This window comes from Gordonia sp. PvP123, from assembly GCF_040547295.1.
Taxonomy (GTDB): Bacteria; Actinomycetota; Actinomycetes; order Mycobacteriales; family Mycobacteriaceae; genus Gordonia; species Gordonia terrae.
Genome location: NZ_JBEPPN010000001.1, coordinates 344,885 through 369,813 on the forward strand (window position 1 = coordinate 344,885; position 24,929 = coordinate 369,813).

Here is a 24,929-nt window from a genome sequence, read left to right on the forward strand (position 1 = left end):
GCACGTTCCGAAGACGAGAGGAACCGAACATGAGTGACACCGGCGATAGGCGCGGCCGAGCGCGGGGAGCCGACGACGAGGCCCCCATCGACGTCGCCGCCGCCGAGGCCTCACTCACCCCGCGCCAGCTCGGGGTCCTGGAAGTCATCCGCCGCTCGGTACGCGAGCGCGGTTACCCGCCGAGCATCCGCGAGATCGGCGACGAGGTCGGCCTGGCCTCGACATCGTCGGTCGCCCACCAGCTACGGACCCTCGAGCGCAAGGGTCTGCTCAAGCGGGATGCGAACCGGCCGCGTGCGGTCAACATCGCGCCGAGCGAATCGCCGTCGCCGGAGACCCCGCCGGCCGGCCGGCTGCCCGAGCCGACCTTCGTGCCGGTCCTCGGCCGGATCGCGGCCGGTGGCCCGATCCTGGCCGAGGAGGCGGTCGAGGACGTGTTCCCGCTTCCTCGCGAGCTGGTCGGCGAGGGCTCGCTCTTCTTGCTGCGCGTCGTGGGCGAGTCGATGATCGACGCCGCCATCTGCGACGGCGACTGGGTCGTCGTGCGGCAGCAGAACGTCGCCGACAACGGCGACATCGTCGCAGCGATGATCGACGGCGAGGCCACCGTGAAGACCTTCAAGCGTCAAGGCGCCAATGTGTGGCTGATGCCGCACAACGAGCTGTTCGATCCCATCCCGGGCAACGACGCCGTGATCCTCGGCAAGGTCGTCACCGTGATGCGGCGAGTCTGACCTCTCCCCCGACCGAACGGTCGAGCACCGCCGCGGCAGCTTCTCGCGCCGCGGCGGGGTCGGACGTGGCCAGCGCGGCGTCGGCGGCGGCGCGGCAGTCCTGCGCGGTCACCTCGCCGAGCCGAGCCCCCACCGCGGCGGCCGCGGCCGGCGCGCTGGACAGCGAGGTCACCCCGAGACCGACGAGCACGCAGGCGAGATTCGGATCGGCAGCCGCCTCACCGCACACCCCGACCGGCTTGCCCTGGCGGACACCCGCTGCGGCGACACCCGCGATCAGGCTGAGCACCGCGGGCTGCCACGGATCGGTCAATCCGGCGAGATCGGCCGACATCCGATCGGCCGCCATCGTGTACTGCGTCAGATCGTTGGTGCCGATCGACACGAAGTCCACCTCGGCGAGCACGGCCTCGGCCAGGATGGCGGCCGCGGGCACCTCGATCATGACCCCGGCGACCAGGCCCCGGCCGCGGACCTCCGCGGCGAAGGCGCGCGCCTCGGACGGCGAGGCGATCATCGGCGCCATGACCCACGGCGCGACGTCGGAACCCGACGCGGCGTGCGCGATCGCGTCGAGCTGGTGGGCTCGGATCTCGGGATGCGCCAGGGCGATTCGATCCCCACGGACACCGAGCGCGGGATTGGATTCGTCTGGGTGGGTCACGAACCTCAAGGGCTTGTCCGAGCCGGCGTCGAGGGTACGGATCACCACCTTCTGGCCGTCGAAGGCATCGAGTACCTCGCGGTAGATCGCCGCCTGCTCGTCGACCGATGGTTCGTCGGCGCGTTCGAGGAAGGCGAGTTCGGTGCGGAAGAGTCCGACGCCCTCGACCGGATGCCCGGCGGCGGCCCGCGCCGACGATCCGTCGGCGACATTGGCGAGCACCGAGACGGCGATGCCGTCGGCGGTCTGCCCCGGACCCGTCCACCCGGCGACGAGCTCGGCGTGCCGACGATCCTCCTCGACTCGCGCCCGCGCCGTCTGCGCATCGGGCTCCACCTCGACCCGGCCGGTCGTCCCATCGACGAGAATGGTTGTGCCGGGTGCGATCTCGGCGAGATCGGCCACGGCCACCACACACGGGATCCCCAGTTGCCGGGCGATGATCGCGGTGTGGCTGGTCGGCCCACCCAGCCGGGTGACGAGCGCGATCGTGGTCGTCGGGTCGAGGCCGGCGGTGTCGGCGGGCGCGAGGTCGTCGGCGAGCAGCACCGAGGGCACCTGCGGTGTCGGCACGCCCGGTTCGGGTAGACCGAGCAGTTCGGCGAGCACGCGGTCGCGAACATCGTTCAGATCGGTGACCCGCTCGGCCATCAACCCGCCGAGTTTGGTGAACACCGCCGCGAACTGATCGGTCGCGGCGACGGCAGCGGCCTCGGCCGTGGCGCCCTTGGTGATGAGCGCGCTCGCGGCCCCGATCCACCCCCGGTCCTCGGCGAGTCCCGCGGTCGCCGCGAGCACCTCCGCGGTCACCCCGGTGTTCTGGGAGGCGCGCGTACGCAGTCGCGAGGCGACGGCGCCGGCCGCCGTGGCGAAGCGTGTCACCTCGTCGGCACGACGCTCCTCGGCGATCTCCACGCCGACGCCGAGCTTCTCCGGCGAGTGATCGGGTCGCTCGCCCGGCCACAGCGCGGGACCGTGGGCCAGTCCGCCGACCACCGGGGTCCCTGTCAGGATCTGCGCCATCGTCTTGCCTCTCACTCGACTACCGATGTGACCACCGTTACAAAAAGTGCTTGACTTGTCAACACAAACAGGCGTAAACACAATTACTACAACATGCAATCCCACACGCCTCAACAAGCGGGGTGGTCGGAACCGGAGATCGGAGCGGTGTGTACGCCGAGGAGAGACAACAGGCGATCGTCGACGAGGTGCGCGTCGCGGGGCGGGCGTCGGTGGCTGCGCTCGCCGAGAAGTTCGACGTCACGAGCGAGACCGTCCGTCGAGACCTCGCCGTCCTGGAGCGTGCCGGACATCTGCAGCGGGTCCACGGCGGTGCCGTGCGCGCCGAGGTCATGCGCGCCCTGGGCGAGCTCGGCATCGACGAGCGCGAGTCGAGCCAGATCGAACAGAAGACGGCGATCGGCCGGGCGGCGATCCGTTTCCTGCCGCCGGACGGCGGTTCCGTGCTCTTCGACGCCGGCACCACGACCTACCGCGCCGCCGAGGCGACCGCGCCCGATCGGAGGCTCACCCTGTTCACCAACAGCCTGCCCATCGCCGGCCTGCTGGCCGGCACCCACCCCGACGGGCTCCATGCGCTCGGCGGACGCGTCCGTGGTCTCACCCAGGCCACGGTGGGCGTCGAGACGGTGGACGCGCTCCGCCGACTGCGGGTCACCACCGCGTTCCTCGGCACCAACGGTCTGAGCGAGTCCCATGGGCTGTCGACTCCCGATCCCGACGAGGCGGCGGTGAAAGCGGCGATGGTCTCAGCCGCGCAACGCGTCGTGGTCCTCGCCGACAGCTCGAAGATGGATCGCGAAGACCTCTCCTCCTTCGCCGGGATCGACGACGTCGACGTCCTCATCACCGACTCCGGGATAGACCCGGCCTTCTCGGCGGCACTGTCCGCGCGCGGCGTCGAGGTCGTGATCGCATGATCGTCACCGTCACCGCGAACCCCAGCCTCGACCGCACCCTCGAGCTCGGCGCACCGCTGGCACGCGGCGAGGTGCAGCGCGCCGGTACGGTCCGCACCGAACCCGGCGGCAAGGGCGTCAACGTGGCCCGCGTGGTCGCGGCCGCCGGCCTGTCCACCCGAGCCCTGCTCCCCGCGCGGACGGGCGACCCGCTGTGTACCGCACTCGACGAACTCGGACTCCCCTACGACGCGGTGCCCGTCGACGGCGAGGTCCGCTCCAACATCACGATCGCCGAGTCGGACGGCACGACCACCAAGATCAACGCTCCGGGTGTCGCGCTGACCGCGCGGGATCGCGATGCGCTCGTCGAACTCATCCGGGCGCACGCCGACTCCGCCCAGTGGGTCACCCTCTGCGGCTCCCTCCCGCCCGGCGTACCCGACAACTGGTACCGCGCGATCGCCGACGACCTGGTCCTGGCCGGGTGCCGCGTCGCGGTGGACACCTCCGGCGCCCCGCTCCGGGCGACCGTTGCCGGTCGCGTCGACCTGATCAAACCCAACGAGGACGAACTCGCCGAACTGACCGGCGCCGACCCGGCCACGCTGCGGGAAGCCCTGTCGCGCAACGACCTCGAACCCGTGGTCGAGGCCGCGACCACGATCGCGGAACAGATCGGCGGCAACGTCCTGGCCACACTCGGAGCAGCCGGCGCCGTCCTGGTCACCGCATCGGGCGTCTGGTCGGCGACACCCCCGCCGATCGTGCCGCGCAGCACCGTCGGCGCCGGCGACTCCTCGCTCGCCGGCTTCCTCATCGCCCAGAGCACGGGGGCCTCGCCCGCGGACTGCCTCCGGTCGGCGGTGGCCTACGGCGCCGCGGCCGCCTCGTTAGCGGGCACCCAGGCCCCGACTCCCGACCATCTCGACCTCCCCGGCGTCCGGGTGACCGAACTGTCGGGAGCCGCCCGCATGAGCTGACGCCACCTTCACGGACCCGCACCGCACATCCAGTACCACCCGTTGACCCCGTACCCCCTGTCACCGAAGGACATCCCATGACCGAGCAGATCATCACCGCCCAGACGGTGAGTCTCGACGTCGACGCCGGCGGCGATCCCGCCGCCGTCATCACCACGCTGGCCGACGCGCTCGCCGCGGCCGGCCGGACCACCGATCCCGCCGATCTCGCGCGGGCCGCGCTGGACCGGGAGGCCAAGTCCGCCACCGGGCTTCCCGGCGGCATCGCCATCCCGCACGCCCGGACCGCGTCGGTGACCACGGCCAGTCTCGCCATGGCGCGGCTGTCCCGGAAGGTCGACTTCGGCGCGCCGGACGGGCCGGCCGACCTGGTCTTCCTCATCGCCGCCCCCGAGGGGGGCGCCAGCGCGCACATGAAACTCCTCAGCTCCCTGGCCCGCTCACTCGTCCGGCCCGACTTCGTGGCCTCGCTCCGCGCGGCGGAGAACGAGGAGCGAGTGATCGAACTGGTCGACGAGGCCATCAACCCCGCACCCCCCGCGCCCGCAGCTGCAGCGGTGTCGACCGCGAAGTCCGAGAGCGCACCGGCCCAGAAGGACCCGGCCCCGACCGATCCGGCCCAGACCGCGGACTCGAAGCCGCGCATCGTGGCGATCACCGCGTGCCCCACCGGGATCGCCCACACCTACATGGCCGCCGATGCGCTCAAGTACGCAGCCGAGCGGGCCGGTGTCGAGTTCGCGGTGGAGACCCAGGGGTCCTCGGCCACCACCGCTTTCGACCCGGAGGTGATCGCCTCGGCCGATGCCGTCATCTTCGCCACCGACGTCGGGGTGAAGGGTCGCAACCGGTTCAGCGGCAAACCCGTCATCGCATCCGGGGTGAAACGGGCGATCAACGAACCCGACGCGATGATCGCCGAGGCGGTGGCCGCGGGGCGCAACCCGAACGCGGCGCGCGTCACCGGCGATGGGGCCGATGCCGAGTCCGCCGACACCGCAACGTCGGGCGTGGGCCTCGCGGGCCGCACGCGCCAGGCCCTGATGACCGGTGTCAGCTACATGATCCCGTTCGTCGCCGCCGGCGGACTGCTCATCGCACTCGGCTTCCTCCTCGCCGGTTACGAGGTCGCCAACACGACCCTCGACGACGGCGGCACCCTCAGCGACGGCGCGTTCATCGCCCTGAACAACAGTCTGTGGGACCTGCCGTCCGGTGGACTCCTGCAGTACCTGGGTGCGGTGAGCTTCGCGATCGGCTCGGGGGTGATGGGACTCGCGGTCCCGGTGCTCGCCGGCTACATCTCGTTCGCGATCGCCGACCGACCCGGTATCGCACCCGGTTTCGTGGCCGGCATCGTCTCGCTCGCGGTGGGCGCCAGCTTCATCGGCGCGTTGATCGGCGGCCTCATCGCCGGTGTGGTGTGCCTGTGGATCGCGCGGACCCCGGTGCCCCAGTGGGCGCGCGGCCTCATGCCGGTCGTGGTCATCCCGTTGTTCGGCAGCATGATCGTCGGCGGGTTGCTCTACATGGTGCTCGGCAAGCCGCTCGCCTGGCTGACCGAGCAGATGAACAGCGGCCTGGAGAGCATGTCCGGCGGATCGGCCATCGCCCTCGGGATCGTGCTCGGTCTGATGATGTGCTTCGACCTCGGCGGGCCGGTCAACAAGACCGCCTACCTGTTCGCCACCGCCGGGATCGCCGACGCCGCGACCGCAGGCACCGCGCAGTACCAGATCATGGCGGCCGTGATGTGCGCCGGCATGGTCCCGCCGCTGGCGCTCGCACTCGCCACCGTCCTGCGCCCCGGCCTGTTCACCGAGCCGGAGCGCGAGAACGGCAAGGCCGCATGGCTTCTCGGCGCGTCGTTCATCTCCGAGGGCGCCATCCCGTTCGCGGCGGTCGATCCCTTCCGCGTCATCCCCTCGATGATGGCCGGCGGCGCGCTCAGCGGCGCACTGATCATGGCGTTCGGCGTCGAACTCCGTGCTCCGCACGGCGGCATCTTCGTCTTCTTCGCGATGAACAACTGGGTGCTCTTCCTCGTCGCACTCGTCGCCGGTACCGTCTTGTCCGCCGTCCTGGTGATCGCGGCCAAGCAGGTCCATCGCAGTCGCGACGCCGTCGCGTTCGACGAACTCGAGGCGGTCGCCGCCTGACGCCTCGACGACGCGACCACCCGACCACCCGACATCCGGGTCAGACCCCGGCACCGAATCGCACGACGACCGACCACACCCGACATCCCAACCCACTCGAAGGAGTTCCCATGCCCAGCACCACCGCCACCGTCGGCTCCGCCGTCGGACTGCACGCCCGACCCGCCACGATCATCGCCGAGGCGGTCGCCGAGACCGGCAGCCCCGTGACGCTGGGTCTCGAGGGCGGCGATCCGGTCGACGCGGGATCGGCGCTGATGATCATGACGCTGGGGGCCGAGAAGGGGACCCGGGTGGTGGTCACGGCCGACGACCAGGCCGCGCTCGACACCATCGTCGATCTCGTCGAGAAGGATCTCGACGCGGATTAGTCCGTACGCAGCGAACCCGCTCAGATCCGGAGGTCCGCGATCTCGCCCGCGAACGCGGCCGGGACGCGGACCTTCATCGTCGTGCCGGCCTCGGTGTGCTCCGAGGAGATGACCTCACCCTCGCTGTGGACCCGAGAGACGACGTCGCCCCGGTCGAACGGCACCTCGATGGTCATCTCCACGTCCTCGCGACCGACGAACTCGCGAACACGCCCGAACAGTTCGGGCAGTCCCTCGCCGGTCCGGGCGGAGATGAAGACCGCATCCGCACCGAGCGCACCGCGCAACTCGGTGAGGCGGTTGCCGTCGATGGCGTCGATCTTGTTGATCACCAGCAACTCTGGCGGCGCGGAAACGCCCTCCTCGGCGACGATGTCGTTGATGACCTGACGGACGGCCGAGATCTGTTCCATCGGAAAGGCATCCGCGCCGTCGACGACATGGAGCAACAGGTCGGCGTCGACGACCTCCTCGAGCGTGGACCGGAATGCCTCGACGAGTTGGGTCGGCAGATGGCGGACGAACCCGACGGTGTCGGTGAACACGACCGCGCGCCCGTCGTCGAGCGTGGCACGCCTGGTGGTGGGATCGAGGGTCGCGAACAAGGCGTCCTGCACGAGCACCCCGGCACCGGTCATCGCGTTGACCAGACTGGATTTGCCGGCGTTGGTGTACCCGGCGACGGTGATCGTCGGGATCGAACCACTCTTGCGCGCAGCGCGTTTCGTCGTCCGCGCCTTCTTCATCCCACGGATCTCGCGGCGCAGCTTGGCCATTCGCTCCCGGATCCGGCGACGGTCGGTCTCGATCTTGGTCTCACCCGGACCGCGAAGACCCACGCCGCCGTTGCTGCCCGCCCGGCCACCGGCCTGCCGGGACATCGATTCACCCCAACCGCGAAGTCGCGGGAGCATGTACTCCATCTGCGCGAGGGAGACCTGCGCCTTGCCCTCCCGCGAGGTCGCGTGCTGGGCGAAGATGTCGAGGATCAGGGCGGTGCGGTCGATGACCTTCACCTTCACCACCTTCTCCAGCGCGTTCAGCTGGGCGGGGGTGAGCTCACCGTCACAGACGACGGTGTCGGCGCCGGTCGCGAGGACGATCTCGCGGAGTTCCTCGGCCTTGCCGCTGCCGATGTAGGTGGCGGGATCCGGTTTGGAGCGACGCTGGATCACCGCGTCGAGGATCTGGGATCCGGCCGTCTCGGCGAGCGCGGCCAGCTCGGTCATGTTGGCCTTGGCCGCAGCCGCGCTGCCCTCGGTCCACACGCCGACCAGGACCACGCGTTCCAGTCGGAGCTGCCGGTACTCGACCTCGGTGACGTCGGTGAGTTCGGTGGAGAGTCCCGCGACGCGTTGCAGAGATGCACGCTCGGAGAGCTGGAGTTCGCCGGTGGTGGGGTCCGCGCCAATCGGGTCCCCACTGGTGGGACCTGCGGTGTCCCGGACACCGAGATCGGCTGCGGACATGATGTCTTCTCGTGATTCGGTCATACGAGATCCATGGTCTCACGTCCGCCAGGATGCGAGCACGCGAATATCGAGCTCAGCGCTGCCAGCCGGGCCGGAGCACCCCGTCGGCGACGAGCATCGACGGCCCGCGCAGGGTCGATCCGTCGGGACGGATCGTCACCGTGACCTCTCCGCCCGGGATACCGATACGCAGCTCCCCCGCGTCCGTTCCGCGGGCGTCCAGCGCGGCGCGCGCGGCCGCGACCAGGCCGGTCCCACAGCTGCGCGTCTCCCCGACACCCCGCTCGAAGACCCGCATCCGCGCGGTCAGCCCGCCGTCGGGTCCGTCGACAGGAGGCGTGAGGAGCTCGACGTTGGCGCCGTGCGGGAAGTCGTCGGCCTCGATCGTCACGCCGGCCCCGAAGTCGATGGCGGCGAGATCGTCGGCGGTCATGTCCGCGACGACGCACGCCAGGTGGGGGTTGCCCACGTCGACCATCGCGCCCGGGTAGATGTCGTCGCCGATGCGGACCACCGACGATCCGTCCAGCCGTGCCACGCCCATCTCCACGGTGACCTCGGCGTGTACCGCGTCGAAGGAGTGGATGGTGACGCCTCGCGCGCCCGCCCGGGAACCGACGGGGAACGTGTCGGTGTCGACGAGGCCCGACGCGCGTACGAAGTGCGCGAACACCCGGACGCCGTTGCCGCACATCTCGGCGACCGAGCCGTCGCCGTTGCGGTAGTCCATGAACCAGTCGTCGGCGGACACCCCGTCGGGCAGCGCGTCCAGGACACCACCGGACACCAGTGCCCCCGCCCGCGCGACGCGCAACAGCCCGTCGGCACCGATCCCCCGCTGGCGATCGCAGAGCGCCGCGACCATCTCGGCGTCGAGGGACAGCTCGGCCCTCGGGTCGGCGAGGACCACGAAGTCGTTCTGGGTCCCGTGCCCCTTGACGAAAGGCAGGCCGCCGAATTGCACACCCGGTGGGGCCAGGCCGTCGTTCGCACTGCTCTGCGGGGCGGAAGTCACGGAGAACAGCCTACGGGGCGTCGCCGGCGACGACACGCAGCGCTCGGTCGAGGAGGTCGGGTGCGGCGGCGTCGAGCCACACGGCCCGATGATCGCGCCGAAACCACGACCGCTGCCGCCGGACGTACCGCCGGGTCCCGATGAACGTCAGTTCCTCGGCCTGCGCGAGGTCGTACTCGCCGTCGAGGGCGGCGAGCACCTGCTTGTAGCCGATCGCCTGCGAGGCCGTGCGCCCGTCCCGCAGGCCACGGGCACAGAGCTCCTCCACCTCGTCGACGAGACCCTGCTCGAACATCGCACTCGTGCGCCGTCGGATGCGGTCGTCGAGTTCCTCGGTGTCCCGGTCGAGGGCGAGGATGATCGTGCCCCACCGCGGCTCGCCTATCGTCGGCTGTGACGCGGCGAACGGCGCACCGGTCAACTCGACCACCTCCAGCGCTCGCACGATGCGGCGGCCGTCGGTGGCGAGGATGGTCGCCGCCGCGGCCGGGTCGACCGACGCGAGCAACCGGTGCATCGCGCCCACCCCGCGCTCGTCGAGCATGTCCTCGTAGCGCCGCCGGACGTCGGGATCGGTGGCCGGGAACTGCCAGTCGTCGAGGAGTCCCTGGACATACATCATCGATCCGCCGACGATCACCGGGACCCGGCCCGCGGCGCGCAACCGGTCGACGTCGGCCCGCGCGGCCTGTTGATAACGCGCGACGGTCGCCACCTCGGTCACGTCGAGCACATCGAGCTGATGGTGCGGGATGCCGCGGCGCTCGCCGGGCGGGAGCTTGGCCGTTCCGACGTCCATGCCCCGGTACTGCTGCATGGCGTCGATGTTCACGATCTCCCCGCCGAGCCGTTCGGCCAGGTCGAGGGCGAGGTCGGATTTGCCGCAGGCAGTCGGCCCGACGACAGCGATCGGGGTGGGAGCCGACGGGAGGGATGCCTCGCTCACTGAACACGTCCGCCGCGGTCGACGGTCCACGTCGCGACCGCATACCCCACCCCGAAGGGCGCGTCGGCGAAGTCGAGTGCGGCCCGGACCGAACGGTCGCCGACGAGGCCGGCCGAAACCTGCCACGCGACCCGGCCGCCGACACCCTCGACATCGCACTGCTGCTGATCGAGTGCCGCCAGCGCCGCGGTATCCGCCGCACCGAGCGCTGCGACGACCGTGTCGTTGAGCGCCACCGCCGACTCCCGACGACCCCCGCCCGGGGCCTTGTCGGTGAGCGCGGTCGACCCGTCCCCCACCACGAGGACACCGACCCACTCCGTCCCCTCGTCGAGCCGCGCGGACAATCCGGCACCGAGGGCCACGCACTCCGCGGGCGGCGTCGTCGAACCGACACTGCACACCTGCAGGGGTCCGAGCGCCATCCGCTCCGCAAGCCAGCCGGCGATGAGAATCGACAGACTCATCCGACGCGACGCACCGTCGGGGGCCGTATCCCCCGTATCCCCCGTGTCCCCCGTGATCATCGGGGTCACCGTGTCTGTCGCGACCGGGACGTCGACGCCGAACCGCGCGAAGGTCCCCCGGACCGGCTCGCACACCGGACCCGCGGTCGGCGCGTCGGCGGCGCCGAGAGCCACCCACCGGTCGATGCCGTTGTCGCGCACCGCCGCCACCGCGTCGAGCACCGCCCGACGCACCGGTTCGGTGTCGGAGGCGGCCGGTCCGGCCAGTTCGGGAACGAGCAGAGGAGCACTCGGAACGAAGACGAGGGCCGCAAGCACACCACGACGCTAGTCGACAACAAAGCGCCCGCTCGCCCCACTCCCGGCGCCCGGACATTCGGCCCGCTCGCTCCGCTCCCGGCGCCGGGACATTCGGCCCGCTCGCTCCGCTCCCGGCGCCGGGACATCCGGCCCACGACCCACCAACTCGGCACGGACGCCACATCGACGGGCCTGAACTGCTTGAATGGAACGGTACTTCTCGGCGATCGCGGGCATCGGATGCCCGGCGGGAGCCGACTCCAGCGACCGGCAGCCGTGACGCGCGGCACCACTGAGCGGCAGGACACGTGCACATGACCAACCCGACCGAATCGGCACCCGCGACCGGATCGTCCGCCCCGGGCGACGCTTCACCCGACACCCAGCCGGCGCAGGCAGGCCAGAGCGCACCGACACCCGCGCCCAAACCCGGCCCGCGCCCCAAACCCGGACCGCGGCCGGGCGTCGCATCGGAGCCGGTCGTCACGCACCTGGTCACGGCCGATCCGCACCGCTTCGGCCGGATCGACGAAGCGGGCGTCGTGTGGCTCAAGACCGAGGACGGCGAACGCGAGATCGCGTCGTGGCAGGCCGGGACGGTCGAAGAGGGACTCGCGCACTTCGGACGCCGGTTCGACGATCTGGCCACCGAGGTCGAGATCCTCGAGGAACGACTCAGCGCCCGGTCGGGCGACCCGCGCAAAGCGCAGGGTGCCGCCAAGCATCTGCTCGACGAACTGCCCAACGCGCATGTGATCGGTGACGTCGCCGCGCTGCAGCGCCGGCTCGAGGCCATCGTCGGCAGCGCCGACGAGGTCGCCGAGACGATCCGCGCCGAGCGCGAGAAGAACCGCGCCGAGGCGGTCGCCCGCAAGGAGGTGCTGGCCACCGAGGCCGAGCAGATCGGCGCCGACGCGACCAACTGGAAGAGCGCGGGCGACCGGTTGCGCGAGATCCTCGACGAGTGGAAGTCCATCAAGGGCGTCGACCGCAAGACCGACGACGCGCTGTGGAAGCGCTACGCGAAGGCGCGCGACGCGTTCAACCGCCGGCGCGGTGCGCACTTCGCCGAACTCGACCGCGAGCGCGCCGGAGCGAAAGAACGCAAAGAGGCGCTGATCGCCCGCGCCGAGGAGCTGTCCGGCTCGACCGACTGGGGCCCGACGTCGGCGAAGTTCCGGGAACTGCTCGGCGAGTGGAAGGCCTCGGGGCGCGCACCGCGTGACACCGACGAGGCGCTGTGGCAGCGGTTCAAGGCCGCCCAGGACGTGTTCTTCGGGGCGCGCAACGCGGCATCGTCGGAGCGCGACGCCGAGTTCAGCGCGAACGCGACCGCCAAGATCGCGCTGCTCGACGCCGCCGAGAAGGCCATCGACCCGGCTGCCGACCTCGACGCCGCCCGGCGCGAGTTCCGGTCGTTCCGCGACCAGTGGGACGAACTCGGCAAGGTCCCGCGCGACCAGATGCACAGCCTCGAGGCCCGGGCGCGGGCACTGGAGAAGCGCATCCGCGACGCCGAGGACGCACAGTGGCAGCGCACCGATCCCGAGGCGCTGGCGCGGGCGGCGCAATTCGCCGATCGCGCAGCGCAACTCGAGGACCAGGCACGCAAGGCCGCCGAACGCGGCAAGGACCGGGACGCCGCGAAACTGCGCGACCAGGCGGCGCAGTGGCGCGAGTGGGCCGACGCCGCCGAGAACGCCGTCACCGACCGCTGAATCCGCTGACCGCCGACCCCGGTCGGGGTTCGGCGGTCAGTTGTCGGCGGTCAGATCTCGCTGGTCAGATCTGCGCGGTCAGGGCTGCTGCGGCTTCTTGTGGTACAGCGCCGAGGCGTAGGCCTCCTGCTCGGCGGCCTGGCGTCGGCGTTCGTCCTCGAGGGCGAGCTGGTACGAGCTACGTGCCCACACCACCCGCGACCAGTGGAACGTCAGCACGAAGACCGCGATCCAGCCGAGTACGAGCCCGACGCCGACGCCCGACGGCGGCTCGACGCCACCGACTCCCGGGGTGTTGCGCGACCACCACGCCAGCATCCCGGCGACGCATGCGATGGCGCACCCGCACAACGCGATCCAGGCCAGGAACCAGCGTCGGGTGAGCAGCGCGAGCATCGAGACGACGATGCCGAAGATCGTCACCAGATAGACGAAGATCCGCGAGACGATCGTGACGCGTTCGGCGGCCGCCTCGGGTGTGAAGGTGAGCACCTCGAGGCCGGTCACCGAACCGGTGTGCGGCAGCACCATCGACACCATGGCCAGGACGACGGCCACGGCGACGACGACCGCACGGGCTCCCGGATCGATCTCGCCGGCGACCCGGCGTTCGGCCTTGCGCAGGTCCCGCTCGTACTGCTCGAACGTCGACTTCTCGGTCACGGACTTCTCGAACGCCGTCTTCTCGGGGTCGGGCTTTCCCGGGTCGGACTTGCCGGGGTCGGACTTGCCGGGGTCGGACATGGTCATCGCCTCACTTCGTGATGGTGGTCAGCTGCCGCAGCCGGTACCGCAACCGGCGTCGGCCTCGATCGGGGCCGGGGCGGGGGCACCGACCCCCGGCAGCCCGAGCCCGACGCCGACGGGGGCGGTGGTGGGGGTGCGGCTCTGTTCATGCGCATCGCCGGCGCGGGTCCGACGGTGCGCGAGGACGCCGGAGTCGGCGATCAGATGGTGCGGCGCGGCCGCGGTGAGCTGCGCGTGCACGATGTCGCCGGGGCGGATACCCGCCGCCGTGCCGGGTGCGAAGTGCACCAGCCGGCCGTCGCGGGCCCGTCCGGTCATGCGCCGGGTCTTCGCCGACTTGCGACCCTCGTCGGCGACGACGAGCAGTTCCACCTCGGTGCCGACCAGCGCCTCGTTCTCCGCCAGACAGATCCGCTCCTGCAGGGCGATGAGCCGTCGGTAGCGGTCGGCCACCACGTCGGGCGGGACCTGGTCGGCCATCGTCGCCGCGGGGGTGCCGGGGCGGGGCGAGTACTGGAAGGTGAACGCGCTCGAGAAGCGGGCCCGTTCGACGACGTCGAGGGTGGCCTGGAAGTCCTCCTCGGTCTCGCCGGGGAAGCCGACGATGATGTCGGTGGTGATCGCCGCATGCGGCATGGCCTCGCGGACCTTGTCGAGGATGCCCAGGAACTTGGTCTGCCGGTAGCTGCGGCGCATGGCGCGCAGGATGCGATCGGACCCGGACTGCAGCGGCATGTGCAGCTGCGGACACACGTTCGGCGTCTGCGCCATCGCCTCGATCACATCGTCGGTGAACTCGGCGGGATGCGGTGAGGTGAATCGGACGCGTTCGAGTCCCTCGATGTCGCCGCAGGCGCGCAACAGTTCGGCGAAGGCACCCCGGTTGCGCGGCTGGTCGGGATCGGCGAAGGACATGCCGTAGGCGTTCACGTTCTGGCCGAGCAGGGTGACCTCGACGACGCCCTGGTCGACGAGAGCCTGCACCTCGGCGAGCACCTCACCCGGCCGTCGATCGACCTCCTTGCCGCGCAGCGACGGCACGATGCAGAACGTGCAGGTGTTGTTGCAGCCCACCGACACCGAGACCCAGCCCGAATAGGCGGAGTCGCGCTTGGCCGGGAGGTTCGAGGGGAACCGCTCGAGTGCGTCGAGGATCTCCACCTGGGCGGCGTCGTTGTGGCGGGCGCGATCCAGCAGCGCGGGCAACGAACCGATGTTGTGCGTGCCGAACACGACGTCGACCCACGGGGCCCGCGACAGCACGGTGTCCTTGTCCTTCTGGGCGAGGCAGCCGCCGACGGCGATCTGCATGCCCGGCCGATCGGACTTGACCGGCGCCAGATGCGACAGGTTGCCGTACAGCTTGTTGTCCGCGTTCTCGCGGATGGCGCAGGTGTTGAAGACGACCAGATCGGCGGCGTCGTCCTCGGCCGCGCGCACGTACCCGGCGTCCTCGAGGAGACCGGCGATCCGCTCGGAATCGTGGACGTTCATCTGGCAGCCGTAGGTACGAACCTGATAGCTGCGCGCGGCGGGTGCTGCCTGCTCAGGCCGATCCGACAACTCGATACTCACTCTTACGAGGGTACGGGGCGCAAGCAAATCGACTCCCACAGGACACCCGGATGCACGTCGGCGGATAGGGTTCCCCAATGACCATTTCGCCGAGCAAGTCCGCGGACCCCGGGTCCAAGCCGATGATCGCGATGCGCGGGGTGCAGAAACACTTCGGGTCGTTGCACGTCCTCAAGGACATCGATCTCGAGGTGCCCGCCGGCCAGGTCGTGGTGGTCCTCGGACCCTCGGGTTCGGGCAAGTCCACCCTGTGCCGCACGATCAATCGCCTCGAGCCGATCGACGGCGGCGAGATCCTCGTCGAGGGTCAGGTCCTGCCGGCCGAGGGCAAGGATCTCGCCCGCCTCCGCGCCGACGTCGGAATGGTCTTCCAGTCCTTCAACCTGTTCTCGCACAAGACGATTCTCGAGAACGTCACCCTCGCACCGATCAAGGTGCGCAAGAAGAGCAAGGACGAGGCCGGTAAGCGCGCCCTCGAACTGCTCGAACGAGTCGGCATCGCCAGCCAGAAGGACAAGTATCCCGCCCAGCTCTCCGGCGGCCAGCAGCAGCGCGTGGCGATCGCCCGCTCGCTGGCGATGGACCCCAAGATCATGCTGTTCGACGAGCCGACCTCGGCGCTCGACCCGGAGATGGTCAACGAGGTGCTCGACGTGATGGTGTCCCTCGCGAAAGAGGGCATGACGATGGTGGTCGTGACCCACGAGATGGGCTTCGCGCGCAAGGCCGCCGACCGCATCATCTTCATGGCCGACGGGGCGATCATCGAGGACTCCGATCCGGAGACGTTCTTCAGCAACCCCGCGACCGACCGTGCCCGGGACTTCCTCGGCAAGATCCTGGGGCACTGACATGAGACAGGTACGCACCGCCGGGTTGATCCTGGCAGTCGGCGCACTGCTCGCCACCGTGCTGTCGGCGTGTGGCAGCACCGAACCCCGCAACCTGCTCGACTCCATCCGCGAGGGCTCGGTCGTGCTCGGCGTCAAGTTCGATCAGCCGGGTCTCGGTCTGTACGAGCCGGACGGCAACGTCGAGGGCTTCGACGCGTCGGTGTCGCGGTACGTGGTCAACCACATCGCCGACGACCTCGGTGTCCCCCATCCCGAGGTCACCTGGCGCGAGACGCCCTCGGCACGACGCGAGGCGATGATCGACAACGGCGAGGTCGACCTCATCGCGGCCACGTACTCGATCAACGCGGCCCGGTCGAAGAAGGTGTCCTTCGGCGGCCCGTATCTCGTCACCTATCAGGGATTGATGGTGCGCGCCGACGACAACACGATCGACCAGCTCGCCGACCTCGACAAGGGCAAGAAGCTCTGCTCGGTGACCGGTTCGACGCCGGCGCAGAACGTCAAGGCACAGCTCCCCGCGGTGCAGTTGCAGGAGTACGACTCCTATTCGGCCTGTGTCGAGGCGCTGCGCCGCGACAAGGTCGACGCAGTGACCACCGACGAGGCGATCCTGGCCGGCTACTCCAACTTCTGGGAGGGCGAGTTCAAGCTCGTCGAGATGACCTACCTCAAGGACGCCTGCGTCAAGGACGCCCTGAAGACCGCGGGCAGCCCGTTCTCGACCGAGCGTTACGGCGTGGGGCTCGCCCTGGACGACACCGCCTCGCAGGACGCGGTGAACAAGGCGCTCGACGCCATGCTCGCGCCCGCGGTCGACGGCGAGTCCGCCTGGAACGCCGCACTGCGCGAGGCGCTCGGCAACCCCTACGTGGACGAGATCATCGCCCGTGCCGACCGGCCGGACTCGAAGTTCCCGTACCTGCCCGATCCCGGCGATCTCGACTTCCTCGACTCGCCCTCCACCCCGTGCCCGCCCGGGCTCCAGTGAGCGACGGAGCAACCGATGAATGACGTCTCTCTGTGGGAGAGCATGGGTCCCGAACTGTGGCCCGCCTTCTGGGTGACCATCCAGTTGACCTTCTACTCGGCGATCGGCTCGCTGGTCTGGGGCACGATCCTCGCCGCCATGCGCGTCTCCCCCGTGCCGGTGATGCGCGGATTCGCCGAGGTGTACGTGAACATCGTCCGGAACACACCACTGACCCTGGTGGTGTTGTTCTGTGCGATCGGCCTGTATCAGAACCTGGGACTCACGTTCGCGCCGACGATCGAGTCGAACAACTTCTGGCTCGCCGTCCTGGCCTTCGTGCTGTACACGTCGACGTTCGTCTGTGAGACGTTGCGGTCGGGCTTCAACACGGTCCCGCTCGGCCAGGCCGAGGCGGCTCGTTCACTCGGTCTGTCATTCGCGCAGGTCTTCGGGATCATCGTGCTGCCGCAGGCGATCCGGTCGGTGATCGGTCCGCTGGGCAGCGTCCTGATCGCGCTCACCAAGAACACCACGGTCGCCTCGGTGATCGGTGTCGCCGAGGCGGCGGCCCTGATGAAGACCGAGATCGAGACCTACTCCGATCAGCTGTTCGTCATCTTCGGCGTCATCGCAGTCGGGTTCATGATCATCACACTCAGCGAGGGTGCCGTCTTCGGCTACCTCGCCAAGCGACTGGCGGTGAAACGATGAGTGCCGACTCGACCGTTCTCTACGACGCGCCGGGACCACGCGCCCGGGCCCGCAACCGCCTGCTGGCGATCGCCTTCCTCGCGATCCTGGCCGCCATCGCGATCTACGTGATCGTCGTCCTCGCCGCCAACGAACAGTTCACCGCCGAGAAGTGGTCGCCGTTCGTCACATGGAGCACCTGGACCGGCTACATCCTGCCGGGCCTGTGGCGGACCCTGGCGGCCGCGGCGGTGTCCATCGTGCTGTCGCTGCTGCTCGGGGCCGTCCTGGGCATCGGTCGGCTCTCCGACCACCTGTGGGTGCGGACGCTCTCGGGGTTGTTCGTCGAGGTCTTCCGTGCCATCCCGGTGCTGATCCTGATGGTGTTCACGTGGTTCCTGTTCGCCATCTACGGCATCTTCCCGTCGTCGTTCCTGGCGTTCGCGGCCGTGGTCACCGGTCTGACCCTCTACAACGGGTCGGTCATGGCCGAGATCCTGCGGTCGGGAATCAACTCGCTGCCCAAGGGCCAGACCGAGGCGTCGATGGCACTGGGGCTGCGCAAGAGCCAGATGATGCGCATCGTCCTTCTGCCGCAGGCGATCACCGCGATGATGCCCGCGCTGATCTCGCAGATGGTCGTGGCATTGAAGGACAGCGCGCTGGGCTACATCATCGGGTACTCCGAGGTGGTGCGCAGCGGCCTGCTCTCGGCATCGCGCTACGGCAACTACATCCCCGCGCTGATCGTCGTCGCCATCATCATGATCCTGATCAACTTCGGGCTCTCGACCTTCGCCACCGCTCTCGAGCGACGGCTTCGGCAAGGGCGCCGGTCGTCCGGGCGGCCCGCGGACCCCGAGGCGACGGAACTCGCGGCGTCGGAGAACATGCCGACCGGTAAGTAGTACGAGGTGAGGCGCTCAGCCGCTGCGAAGCGCACTGAGCGCCTCACCCACGACCTCGAAGGCGAGTGACTGGGAATACCCGCGCCGCACCAGCATCCCGACGAGGCGACGCATCGCCTTGTCACGCTCGGCGCGATCATCGCCGATGCGGTCGACGACCGAGGGTGTGAGTTTGCGGGCCACCAGACCAGACGCGATCTCTCGTTCGTCGTCGGGGTCGATATCGGCCAGCGCCTCGGAGATGACCGACTCGTCGACGCCCTTGGTGCGCAGTTCATGCCGTAGCGCCACGCGTCCCTTACCGGAATTGAGGTGCCGGGACCGCACCCACTCGGACGCGAACTCCTCGTCGTCGAGCAGCTTGTGCTGTTCCAGGCGTGCCATCACCTCGTCGACCACCTCGGGTTCGAAACCCTTGCGCGTCAGCCGATCCCGCATCTCTTGCCGAGAACGCGCACGGACCCCGAGCAGCCGCAACGCCGAGTCCCATGCGCTGGGTCCCTTGCGGTCGGGATCACTGTCCCGCCGCCTGCGTGTCTGGTCGGGGTCCGATGCCTCGCTCAAGAACTACCTCAGAATTCGACCGGGGCCGGGGCGATGTCGTCGGCGTCGACCGTGGCACCGATGCCCAGCTTCTCCTTGATCTTCTTCTCGATCTCGTCGCGGATGTCGACGTTCTCGAGGAGGAACTTACGGGCGTTCTCCTTGCCCTGACCGAGCTGATCGCCCTCGTAGGTGAACCACGAGCCGGACTTGCGGATGAAGCCCTCCGCCACGCCCATGTCGATCAGCGAACCCTCCTTGCTGATGCCCTGGCCGTAGAGGATGTCGAACTCGGCCTGCTTGAACGGCGGTGCGACCTTGTTCTTCACGACCTTGACGCGCGTCCGGTTACCGACCGCGTCGGTTCCGTCCTTCAGGGTCTCGATCCGACGGACGTCGAGACGCACCGAGGAGTAGAACTTCAACGCCTTACCGCCCGTGGTGGTCTCGGGCGAACCGAACATGACGCCGATCTTCTCGCGCAGCTGGTTGATGAAGATCGCGGTGGTCTTCGACTGGCTCAGTGCCGAGGTCATCTTGCGCAGCGCCTGGCTCATCAGACGGGCCTGCAGACCGACATGGCTGTCGCCCATCTCGCCCTCGATCTCGGCCTTGGGGACCAGCGCGGCCACCGAGTCGATGACCAGGATGTCGAGAGCGCCCGACCGGATCAGCATGTCCGCGATCTCGAGAGCCTGCTCACCGGTGTCGGGCTGGGACACCAGGAGCGCGTCGGTGTCGACACCGAGCTTGGCGGCGTAGTCGGGATCGAGTGCGTGCTCGGCGTCGATGAACGCGGCGATGCCGCCCTGCGCCTGGGCGTTGGCGACCGCGTGCAGGGCGACGGTCGTCTTACCCGACGACTCCGGGCCGTAGATCTCCACGACGCGGCCGCGGGGCAGCCCGCCGATGCCGAGGGCGACGTCGAGCGCGATCGACCCGGTGGGGATGATCTCGATCGGCTGACGGGTCTCCTCGCCGAGCCGCATCACCGAGCCCTTGCCGAAGTTCTTGTCGATCTGCGCGAGGGCGAGGTCGAGAGCCTTCTCGCGGTCTTGGGGCGCAGGTGCCATGGGAGTTCTCCTCGGTTGTGAGCCGGATTTCCGGCGGGCGGTCTGTGCGGTCCGGGCGTTCATGTGATGAAAGGTAGCCGGTGGGTCCGACAACTCTTCAGACGCAGACGCGGCCCGTGTGGTTCCGTCTGATTTCACCTCTGGGCACCAGGATGGACGAACACCTGTTCGATGGCAAGTGCGACACGCGGTCGCGTGTCACCAGCGGTGGCGCGGCACGTCGAAGTCGCGACAGATCGCGACCCAGACGTCGCGCGGGTCGACCCCGTCGTCGATCGCCTGGGCGCCGGTACGGCCGCCGACATCGATCAGGATGTGATCGGACAGGATCGAATCCGCCGAGGGCACACCGAATTCGGCGGTCATCAGCTCGGTGAACTCGGTCAGACGCACGGGTCCAGCCTAGGGGACGACGCCAGGACCCGATGCGCCACCGCCACCGGGTCGACGACGTCGGCCACCGACTCCCCGATCGCACCCGCGGCTCGGGCGTGCGCCGGATCGTCGAGCACCGCGCGCACGGCCTCGGCGACGGAGACCGGGGTGACCGGGCGGACGACGCGGCCTGCGCCGGCACGCCGGATGCGCGTGGCGAGCTCCCACTGGTCTCCCCCACCGGGCACCGCGACCACCGGCACCGATGCCATCATCGCCTTGGCGAGGATGCCGTGCCCGGAACCGCAGATCAGCAGATCCGCGTGGGTGAGCACCTCGTCCTGCCGGCCCGCTCCGACGGTGATAAGCCGGCCGTCGAATCTCGCGAGGTCGGCGTCGCCCGGGTACCGCAGCCCGGAGACCACCACTCGAACCGTCCTGCCCAGCGAGGCGGGCGACAGCGCGTGGAGGGCCGCGCCGAGCATGTCGGCGGCACCGGTCTCGGCCGTCGACGGTGCGACGACGACGAGCGGATCGTCCCCGGCCGGCACGGCGAAGAGTTCGTCGGTCGGCTCCCACACCAGGGGCCCGACGAGATGCGCGGCCGCCGGCCAGTCCGGTCGCGGGACCTCGAGCCCGGGCAGGGTGGCGATCAGGCGCGCTGATGGCTCCGCGTCGGCTGCGCCCAGACCGATCGAGCGTCGGGCGACCTCACGCTGCCGCACGCCCTGCCGGATCGACGACGCGGTGGCCGCCCGCATCAGGGTGTCGCGCAGCCGTCCGCCGATGCCGCGGCCCGGCTCGAGTCCGGAACCGATCGGCGGCAGTCCCCGGGACGGCCGGTACAGCGGATGCGGGGACAGCTCGATCCACGACAGGCCACACAGCTGGGCAGCCCAGCCACCGCCCACCGTGATGACATCGGAGACGACGAGTTCGGTACCGGCCGACTGCATCGGCCCGACGAGTTGCCGGGCCATCCGGGCGGCGCGTGCGCTCAGCTTGGCCCCTGCGTCGGTGTCGTCGTCGGAGTCCTCGGCACGCAATCCGGGCAGCTCGGCGATCTCGATCCCCCGGCGACGCGCGGCGTCCGACCACCCCAGGGAGGTGAACACGATCGGATCGTCACCGGCCGCTCGAAATCGTTCGGCGAGCGCGAAGGCCGGGAAAGCGTGCCCGGCGTCGGAACCCGCGACGATCGCGACGCGGACGGGCACGTCGCGACCGCCTCCCGGACGCGTCAGCTCGACCGCGTCAATTCTGCTGGGGCGGTTCGGTGGTCGGCGGCGCGGCCTGGGTCGCGGGCTTCTGCAGGCCGGGTGCGGTGGCACCGCCCGAGGGCAGCGCGTCGCCGCGCATGCTGGCGCGGATCTGCTCGAGGCGAGAGTGACCGGCCATCTGGACGCCGGCCTGCTCGACCTCCTGCATGCGGCCCTGGACGGAGTTCTTGGCCAGTTCGGCCGAACCGAGCGCGTTGGCGTAGCGGCGCTCGATCTTGTCGCGGACCTGATCCAGGCTCGGCGTGTTGCCGGGAACCGACAGTTCGCTCATCTGGTTGAGCGAGGCCGAGACCTGTTCCTGCATCTTGGCCTGCTCGAGCTGGCTGAGCAGCTTCGACCGCTCGGACAGCTTCTGCTGCAGGATCATCGCGTTGCGCTCGACGGCCTTCTTGGCCTGATCGGCGGCCTGCAGCGACTGATCGTGCAGGGACTTGAGGTCTTCCACGCTCTGCTCGGCGGTCACGAGTTGCGCCGCGAACGCCTCGGCGGCATTGGTGTACTCGGTCGACTTCTGGGTGTCACCCGCCGCGGCGGCCTGGTCGGCCAGGGTCAGGGCCTGACGCGTGTTGGCCTGCAACCGTTCGATGTCCTCGAGCTGCCGGTTCAGCTTCATCTCGAGCTGGCGCTGGTTGCCGATCACCGAGGCCGCCTGCTGCGACAACGCCTGGTGCTGGCGCTGGGCGTCTTCGATGGCCTGCTGGATCTGGACCTTCGGGTCTGCGTGCTCGTCGATCTTCGCGTTGCCGAGTGCTGTGAGGTAGCGCCACAACTTCACGAACGGGTTCGCCATGCTCGTCGTACTCCATTCCGGGGTCTGAGAACTCTGGTGACCAATCTAGCGTCTGTGAGTCCCGGGTGATTCGGTGTCGTTCGGATGGTGCAAACCGGCGCCCGTCGGACCGTGCACACGGCGTCCTTCGGCGGAACCGGGGATCAGGCAGCGGCCAGAGCCGTGGCATCACGCCGCCCGGTGGGAGCGGGGATGACGACCTTGGTCGCGGTCAGGCCGGCGTCTGCTGCATCCACACCGGCGGCGTCGCCCATCGGCTCGGCGCCGACCACGACCGGTTCGGCACCGGCCGGACGCATGGCGCTCCCGACCTCGAGGAGGAGGTCGGCGATCTCCACGTCGAGCGCATCGCAGATCGCGGCGAGCAGTTCGCTCGACGCCTCCTTCTGCCCGCGCTCGACTTCCGAGAGGTACCCCAGACTCACCCGCGCTCCGGTGGACACCTCGCGCAGGGTTCGGCCCTGTTGCGTGCGGACCCGACGCAGGCTGTCGCCGAGCGCCTCGCGTAAGAGCATCGCCATCGAGTCTCCTCCCTACTGACCATCTCGCCACGCACACCTGACGGTGGCGCGTCTGCTGCCCTAGCCAACGCTTCGCGGCGTCGACGAGTTCCCGCAGACCGACCGGTGGGGTCACCGAAGCACCGTCTGGTCGACGATAGTCGAACTCAGCGGCCGCCGCCGGTTCCTCCCACAGCACGTCGCCGCGGTGCCGACGGTTGCGGTTCCGGATCATCGCGGTCGGACCGGACCTTGATGGCCTGCCAGGTGTAGTCCAGCCCGGTGTAGATCGTCACCACCACCGCGAGTCCCATGAGGATGTCGGCGGCGACCTGCCACGGACCGCCCAGCGGGAGCAGGTAGAGGCCGATGGCGAGCGCCTGCAACAGCGTCTTCAGCTTGCCGCCCCGGCTGGCCGGGATGACCTTGTGCCGCAACACCCAGAAACGCAGCGCGGTCACCCACACCTCGCGGGCGACGATCACCACGGTCACCCACCACGGCAGGATGCCGAGAATCGACAGGCCGACGAGCGCACCGCCGATCAGCGCCTTGTCCGCGATCGGGTCGGCGAGCTTCCCGAAGTCGGTGATCAGGCCACGCTGCCGGGCGATCATCCCGTCGTAGCGATCGGTCAGCGCCGCGACACCGAAGACGATCGTCGCGATCGCGCGCCACAGCGTCGACTCACCGGACTCCATGAACAACGCCACGAGGAACACCGGGACCAGGACGATGCGGAACACGGTGAGCGCGTTCGCGATGTTGACCACCGGCACCGGGTCGACCGGGTCGGTGATGTGATCGGGCCCGCGGCCGACGTTGGCGATGCCCTTCTCGTCGACGGCCCGCCTGATCCGGTCGGTCATGAGCTCGTCCCCGATCGCGGCGTCGTGCCGCAGTTCGGGGCAGTCCTCATGTACACGCCCATCAGGGTATCGGCAGGCCCGGTGAACGTGGTGAACAGGTCGGTCCTGCGCGCCGCGCCGGCGTGGACTGCGCGCGCGCCGGACAGGACTAAAGTGGCTTCCCATGCCCCCCGCCGAACACGTCGTCGTCCGTCGTGCGCGCACCTCCGACGTCCCGCGGATCAAAGAACTGATCGATCAGTACGCCGGCAAGATCCTGCTCGAGAAGAATCTCGTCACGCTCTACGAGTCCGTCCAGGAGTTCTGGGTCGCCGACATCGACGGGGTGGTCGTCGGTTGCGGTGCGCTGCACGTGCTCTGGGCCGACCTCGGCGAGGTCCGCACCGTCGCCGTCGACAACGCGCACGCCGGGCGGGGCATCGGCCACCTGCTCGTCGACCGGCTCATGGCGGTCGCGCGGGAGCTGCAGCTCTCGCGCGTCTTCGTGCTCACCTTCGAGACGACCTTCTTCGCACGCCACGGATTCGCCGAGATCCAGGGCACCCCCGTCACGCGGGAGGTCTTCGAGGAGATGTGCCGGTCGTACGACACCGGCGTCGCGGAATTTCTCGACCTCAGCTATGTCAAACCCAACACCCTGGGCAACACCCGGATGCTGGCAACCATCGAGCAGGAGTGACCATGCCGTTCTTCGCCGTGCAGTACACCTACCGTCCCGCCAAGGCCGCCCTGCGGGATCAGCACCGGCCACTGCATCGTGAGTGGCTCGCCGAGGAACACTCGGCCGGGAACGTGCTGATCGCCGGCCCGTACCCCGACGGTTCGGGCGCACTCATCGTCATCCGCGCCGCCGACCTCGAGGCGGCCGAGGCGTTCCTCGCCAATGATCCGTTCCAGGCCCATCAGGCAGTGGACGCCATCCGCATCGACGAGTGGACGCAGGTGTTCGGGCCGTTCCCGGCCTGACCCACGTCCACCCGTCGATCCGGGACGGACCGACC

Annotated in this window: 26 protein-coding genes; 12 read left to right on the forward strand and 14 right to left on the reverse strand. The window is 69.6% G+C overall.

Annotated elements, in window-relative coordinates:
* The first annotated feature begins 29 nt into the window (after positions 1-29).
* A complete protein-coding gene (lexA, locus tag ABIC25_RS01550; RefSeq protein ID WP_239403460.1) occupies positions 30-734 on the forward strand; it encodes a transcriptional repressor LexA in 705 nt (234 codons plus the stop codon).
* On the opposite strand, the gene ABIC25_RS01555 is transcribed toward lexA, so the two are convergent.
* Positions 712-2,421, reverse strand: a complete 1,710-nt coding sequence (locus ABIC25_RS01555) for a phosphoenolpyruvate--protein phosphotransferase (RefSeq protein WP_354559646.1) — start codon at positions 2,419-2,421, stop codon at positions 712-714. The two genes, lexA and ABIC25_RS01555, sit on opposite strands and share 23 nt — an antisense overlap.
* A 149-nt stretch (positions 2,422-2,570) precedes the next feature.
* Here ABIC25_RS01555 and ABIC25_RS01560 point away from each other — a divergent pair, with 149 nt between their 5' ends.
* From ABIC25_RS01560 to ABIC25_RS01575, 4 genes are all read left to right on the forward strand, one after another.
* Positions 2,571-3,341 carry a DeoR/GlpR family DNA-binding transcription regulator gene (locus ABIC25_RS01560; protein ID WP_354559850.1) on the forward strand — a complete coding sequence of 257 codons (771 nt, stop codon included), beginning with the start codon at positions 2,571-2,573 and terminating at the stop codon, positions 3,339-3,341.
* Positions 3,338-4,303: a 1-phosphofructokinase gene (gene pfkB, locus ABIC25_RS01565; protein ID WP_354559648.1), complete on the forward strand. Its 966-nt coding sequence runs from the start codon at positions 3,338-3,340 to the stop codon at positions 4,301-4,303. The genes ABIC25_RS01560 and pfkB overlap by 4 nt, the downstream gene beginning before the upstream one ends.
* A gap of 77 nt (positions 4,304-4,380) precedes the next feature.
* A complete protein-coding gene (locus ABIC25_RS01570) occupies positions 4,381-6,462 on the forward strand; it encodes a PTS fructose transporter subunit IIABC (protein WP_354559649.1) in 2,082 nt (693 codons plus the stop codon).
* A gap of 110 nt (positions 6,463-6,572) precedes the next feature.
* Positions 6,573-6,833, forward strand: a complete 261-nt coding sequence (locus tag ABIC25_RS01575; protein WP_004019388.1) for an HPr family phosphocarrier protein — start codon at positions 6,573-6,575, stop codon at positions 6,831-6,833.
* A 20-nt stretch (positions 6,834-6,853) separates the two neighbouring features.
* Here ABIC25_RS01575 and hflX read toward each other — a convergent pair whose 3' ends face one another.
* The 4 genes from hflX to ABIC25_RS01595 all read right to left on the reverse strand — a co-directional run bounded on the left by hflX (position 6,854) and on the right by ABIC25_RS01595 (position 11,051).
* Positions 6,854-8,326, reverse strand: a complete 1,473-nt coding sequence (hflX, locus tag ABIC25_RS01580; protein ID WP_354559650.1) for a GTPase HflX — start codon at positions 8,324-8,326, stop codon at positions 6,854-6,856.
* A 52-nt stretch (positions 8,327-8,378) separates the two neighbouring features.
* A complete protein-coding gene (gene dapF / locus ABIC25_RS01585; protein ID WP_197505676.1) occupies positions 8,379-9,269 on the reverse strand; it encodes a diaminopimelate epimerase in 891 nt (296 codons plus the stop codon).
* 61 nt (positions 9,270-9,330) lie between these two features.
* Entirely contained in the window at positions 9,331-10,266 is a 936-nt protein-coding gene (gene miaA / locus ABIC25_RS01590; protein WP_064571744.1) for a tRNA (adenosine(37)-N6)-dimethylallyltransferase MiaA, read from the reverse strand.
* Positions 10,263-11,051: a class III extradiol ring-cleavage dioxygenase family protein gene (locus tag ABIC25_RS01595; protein WP_354559652.1), complete on the reverse strand. Its 789-nt coding sequence runs from the start codon at positions 11,049-11,051 to the stop codon at positions 10,263-10,265. Before ABIC25_RS01595 ends, miaA begins: the two co-directional genes overlap by 4 nt.
* 296 nt (positions 11,052-11,347) lie before the next feature.
* Between ABIC25_RS01595 and ABIC25_RS01600 the strand changes: the two genes are divergently transcribed.
* The gene (locus tag ABIC25_RS01600) at positions 11,348-12,751 is read left to right on the forward strand and encodes a DUF349 domain-containing protein (protein ID WP_354559654.1); all 1,404 of its coding nucleotides are present in this window, start codon (positions 11,348-11,350) and stop codon (positions 12,749-12,751) included.
* A gap of 78 nt (positions 12,752-12,829) precedes the next feature.
* Here the strand turns inward: ABIC25_RS01600 and ABIC25_RS01605 are convergent, their stop codons facing one another.
* Positions 12,830-13,414 (reverse strand): Rv2732c family membrane protein, encoded by a 585-nt coding sequence (locus tag ABIC25_RS01605; RefSeq protein WP_051987147.1) that lies wholly within the window; start codon positions 13,412-13,414, stop codon positions 12,830-12,832.
* Between the two features lie 108 nt (positions 13,415-13,522).
* Entirely contained in the window at positions 13,523-15,061 is a 1,539-nt protein-coding gene (miaB, locus tag ABIC25_RS01615) for a tRNA (N6-isopentenyl adenosine(37)-C2)-methylthiotransferase MiaB (protein WP_354559852.1), read from the reverse strand.
* A gap of 134 nt (positions 15,062-15,195) precedes the next feature.
* Here miaB and ABIC25_RS01620 point away from each other — a divergent pair, with 134 nt between their 5' ends.
* The 4 genes from ABIC25_RS01620 to ABIC25_RS01635 are packed head-to-tail and all read left to right on the forward strand — an operon-like array spanning position 15,196 to position 18,498.
* Positions 15,196-15,924 carry an amino acid ABC transporter ATP-binding protein gene (locus ABIC25_RS01620; protein WP_197505675.1) on the forward strand — a complete coding sequence of 243 codons (729 nt, stop codon included), beginning with the start codon at positions 15,196-15,198 and terminating at the stop codon, positions 15,922-15,924.
* 1 nt (position 15,925) lies between these two features.
* Complete coding sequence (locus tag ABIC25_RS01625; RefSeq protein ID WP_004022867.1) at positions 15,926-16,918, forward strand: glutamate ABC transporter substrate-binding protein; 993 nt, start codon at positions 15,926-15,928, stop codon at positions 16,916-16,918.
* A 15-nt stretch (positions 16,919-16,933) separates the two neighbouring features.
* Complete coding sequence (locus tag ABIC25_RS01630) at positions 16,934-17,611, forward strand: amino acid ABC transporter permease (RefSeq protein WP_064571738.1); 678 nt, start codon at positions 16,934-16,936, stop codon at positions 17,609-17,611.
* Positions 17,608-18,498, forward strand: a complete 891-nt coding sequence (locus ABIC25_RS01635) for an amino acid ABC transporter permease (protein ID WP_239403452.1) — start codon at positions 17,608-17,610, stop codon at positions 18,496-18,498. Before ABIC25_RS01630 ends, ABIC25_RS01635 begins: the two co-directional genes overlap by 4 nt.
* A 15-nt stretch (positions 18,499-18,513) precedes the next feature.
* On the opposite strand, the gene ABIC25_RS01640 is transcribed toward ABIC25_RS01635, so the two are convergent.
* From ABIC25_RS01640 to pgsA, 7 genes are all read right to left on the reverse strand, one after another.
* Positions 18,514-19,062, reverse strand: a complete 549-nt coding sequence (locus tag ABIC25_RS01640) for a regulatory protein RecX (RefSeq protein ID WP_354559655.1) — start codon at positions 19,060-19,062, stop codon at positions 18,514-18,516.
* Between the two features lie 8 nt (positions 19,063-19,070).
* Positions 19,071-20,114 carry a recombinase RecA gene (gene recA, locus ABIC25_RS01645; RefSeq protein WP_004022863.1) on the reverse strand — a complete coding sequence of 348 codons (1,044 nt, stop codon included), beginning with the start codon at positions 20,112-20,114 and terminating at the stop codon, positions 19,071-19,073.
* 198 nt (positions 20,115-20,312) lie between these two features.
* Positions 20,313-20,507 (reverse strand): DUF3046 domain-containing protein, encoded by a 195-nt coding sequence (locus ABIC25_RS01650; RefSeq protein ID WP_004022862.1) that lies wholly within the window; start codon positions 20,505-20,507, stop codon positions 20,313-20,315.
* Complete coding sequence (locus ABIC25_RS01655) at positions 20,498-21,706, reverse strand: glycosyltransferase (protein ID WP_354559657.1); 1,209 nt, start codon at positions 21,704-21,706, stop codon at positions 20,498-20,500. Before ABIC25_RS01655 ends, ABIC25_RS01650 begins: the two co-directional genes overlap by 10 nt.
* A gap of 37 nt (positions 21,707-21,743) precedes the next feature.
* A complete protein-coding gene (gene pspA / locus ABIC25_RS01660; protein WP_033203461.1) occupies positions 21,744-22,559 on the reverse strand; it encodes a phage shock protein PspA in 816 nt (271 codons plus the stop codon).
* Between the two features lie 143 nt (positions 22,560-22,702).
* Positions 22,703-23,080 carry a helix-turn-helix domain-containing protein gene (locus ABIC25_RS01665; RefSeq protein ID WP_064571734.1) on the reverse strand — a complete coding sequence of 126 codons (378 nt, stop codon included), beginning with the start codon at positions 23,078-23,080 and terminating at the stop codon, positions 22,703-22,705.
* 146 nt (positions 23,081-23,226) lie between these two features.
* Entirely contained in the window at positions 23,227-23,928 is a 702-nt protein-coding gene (gene pgsA / locus ABIC25_RS01670) for a CDP-diacylglycerol--glycerol-3-phosphate 3-phosphatidyltransferase (RefSeq protein ID WP_101818732.1), read from the reverse strand.
* A 163-nt stretch (positions 23,929-24,091) separates the two neighbouring features.
* On the opposite strand from pgsA, the gene ABIC25_RS01675 reads away from it, so the two are divergent.
* On the forward strand, positions 24,092-24,607 hold the full coding sequence (locus ABIC25_RS01675; protein WP_004021859.1) for an amino-acid N-acetyltransferase: 516 nt from the start codon (positions 24,092-24,094) through the stop codon (positions 24,605-24,607).
* 2 nt (positions 24,608-24,609) lie between these two features.
* The gene (locus tag ABIC25_RS01680; protein ID WP_004021860.1) at positions 24,610-24,894 is read left to right on the forward strand and encodes a YciI family protein; all 285 of its coding nucleotides are present in this window, start codon (positions 24,610-24,612) and stop codon (positions 24,892-24,894) included.
* Positions 24,895-24,929: the final 35 nt, after the last annotated feature.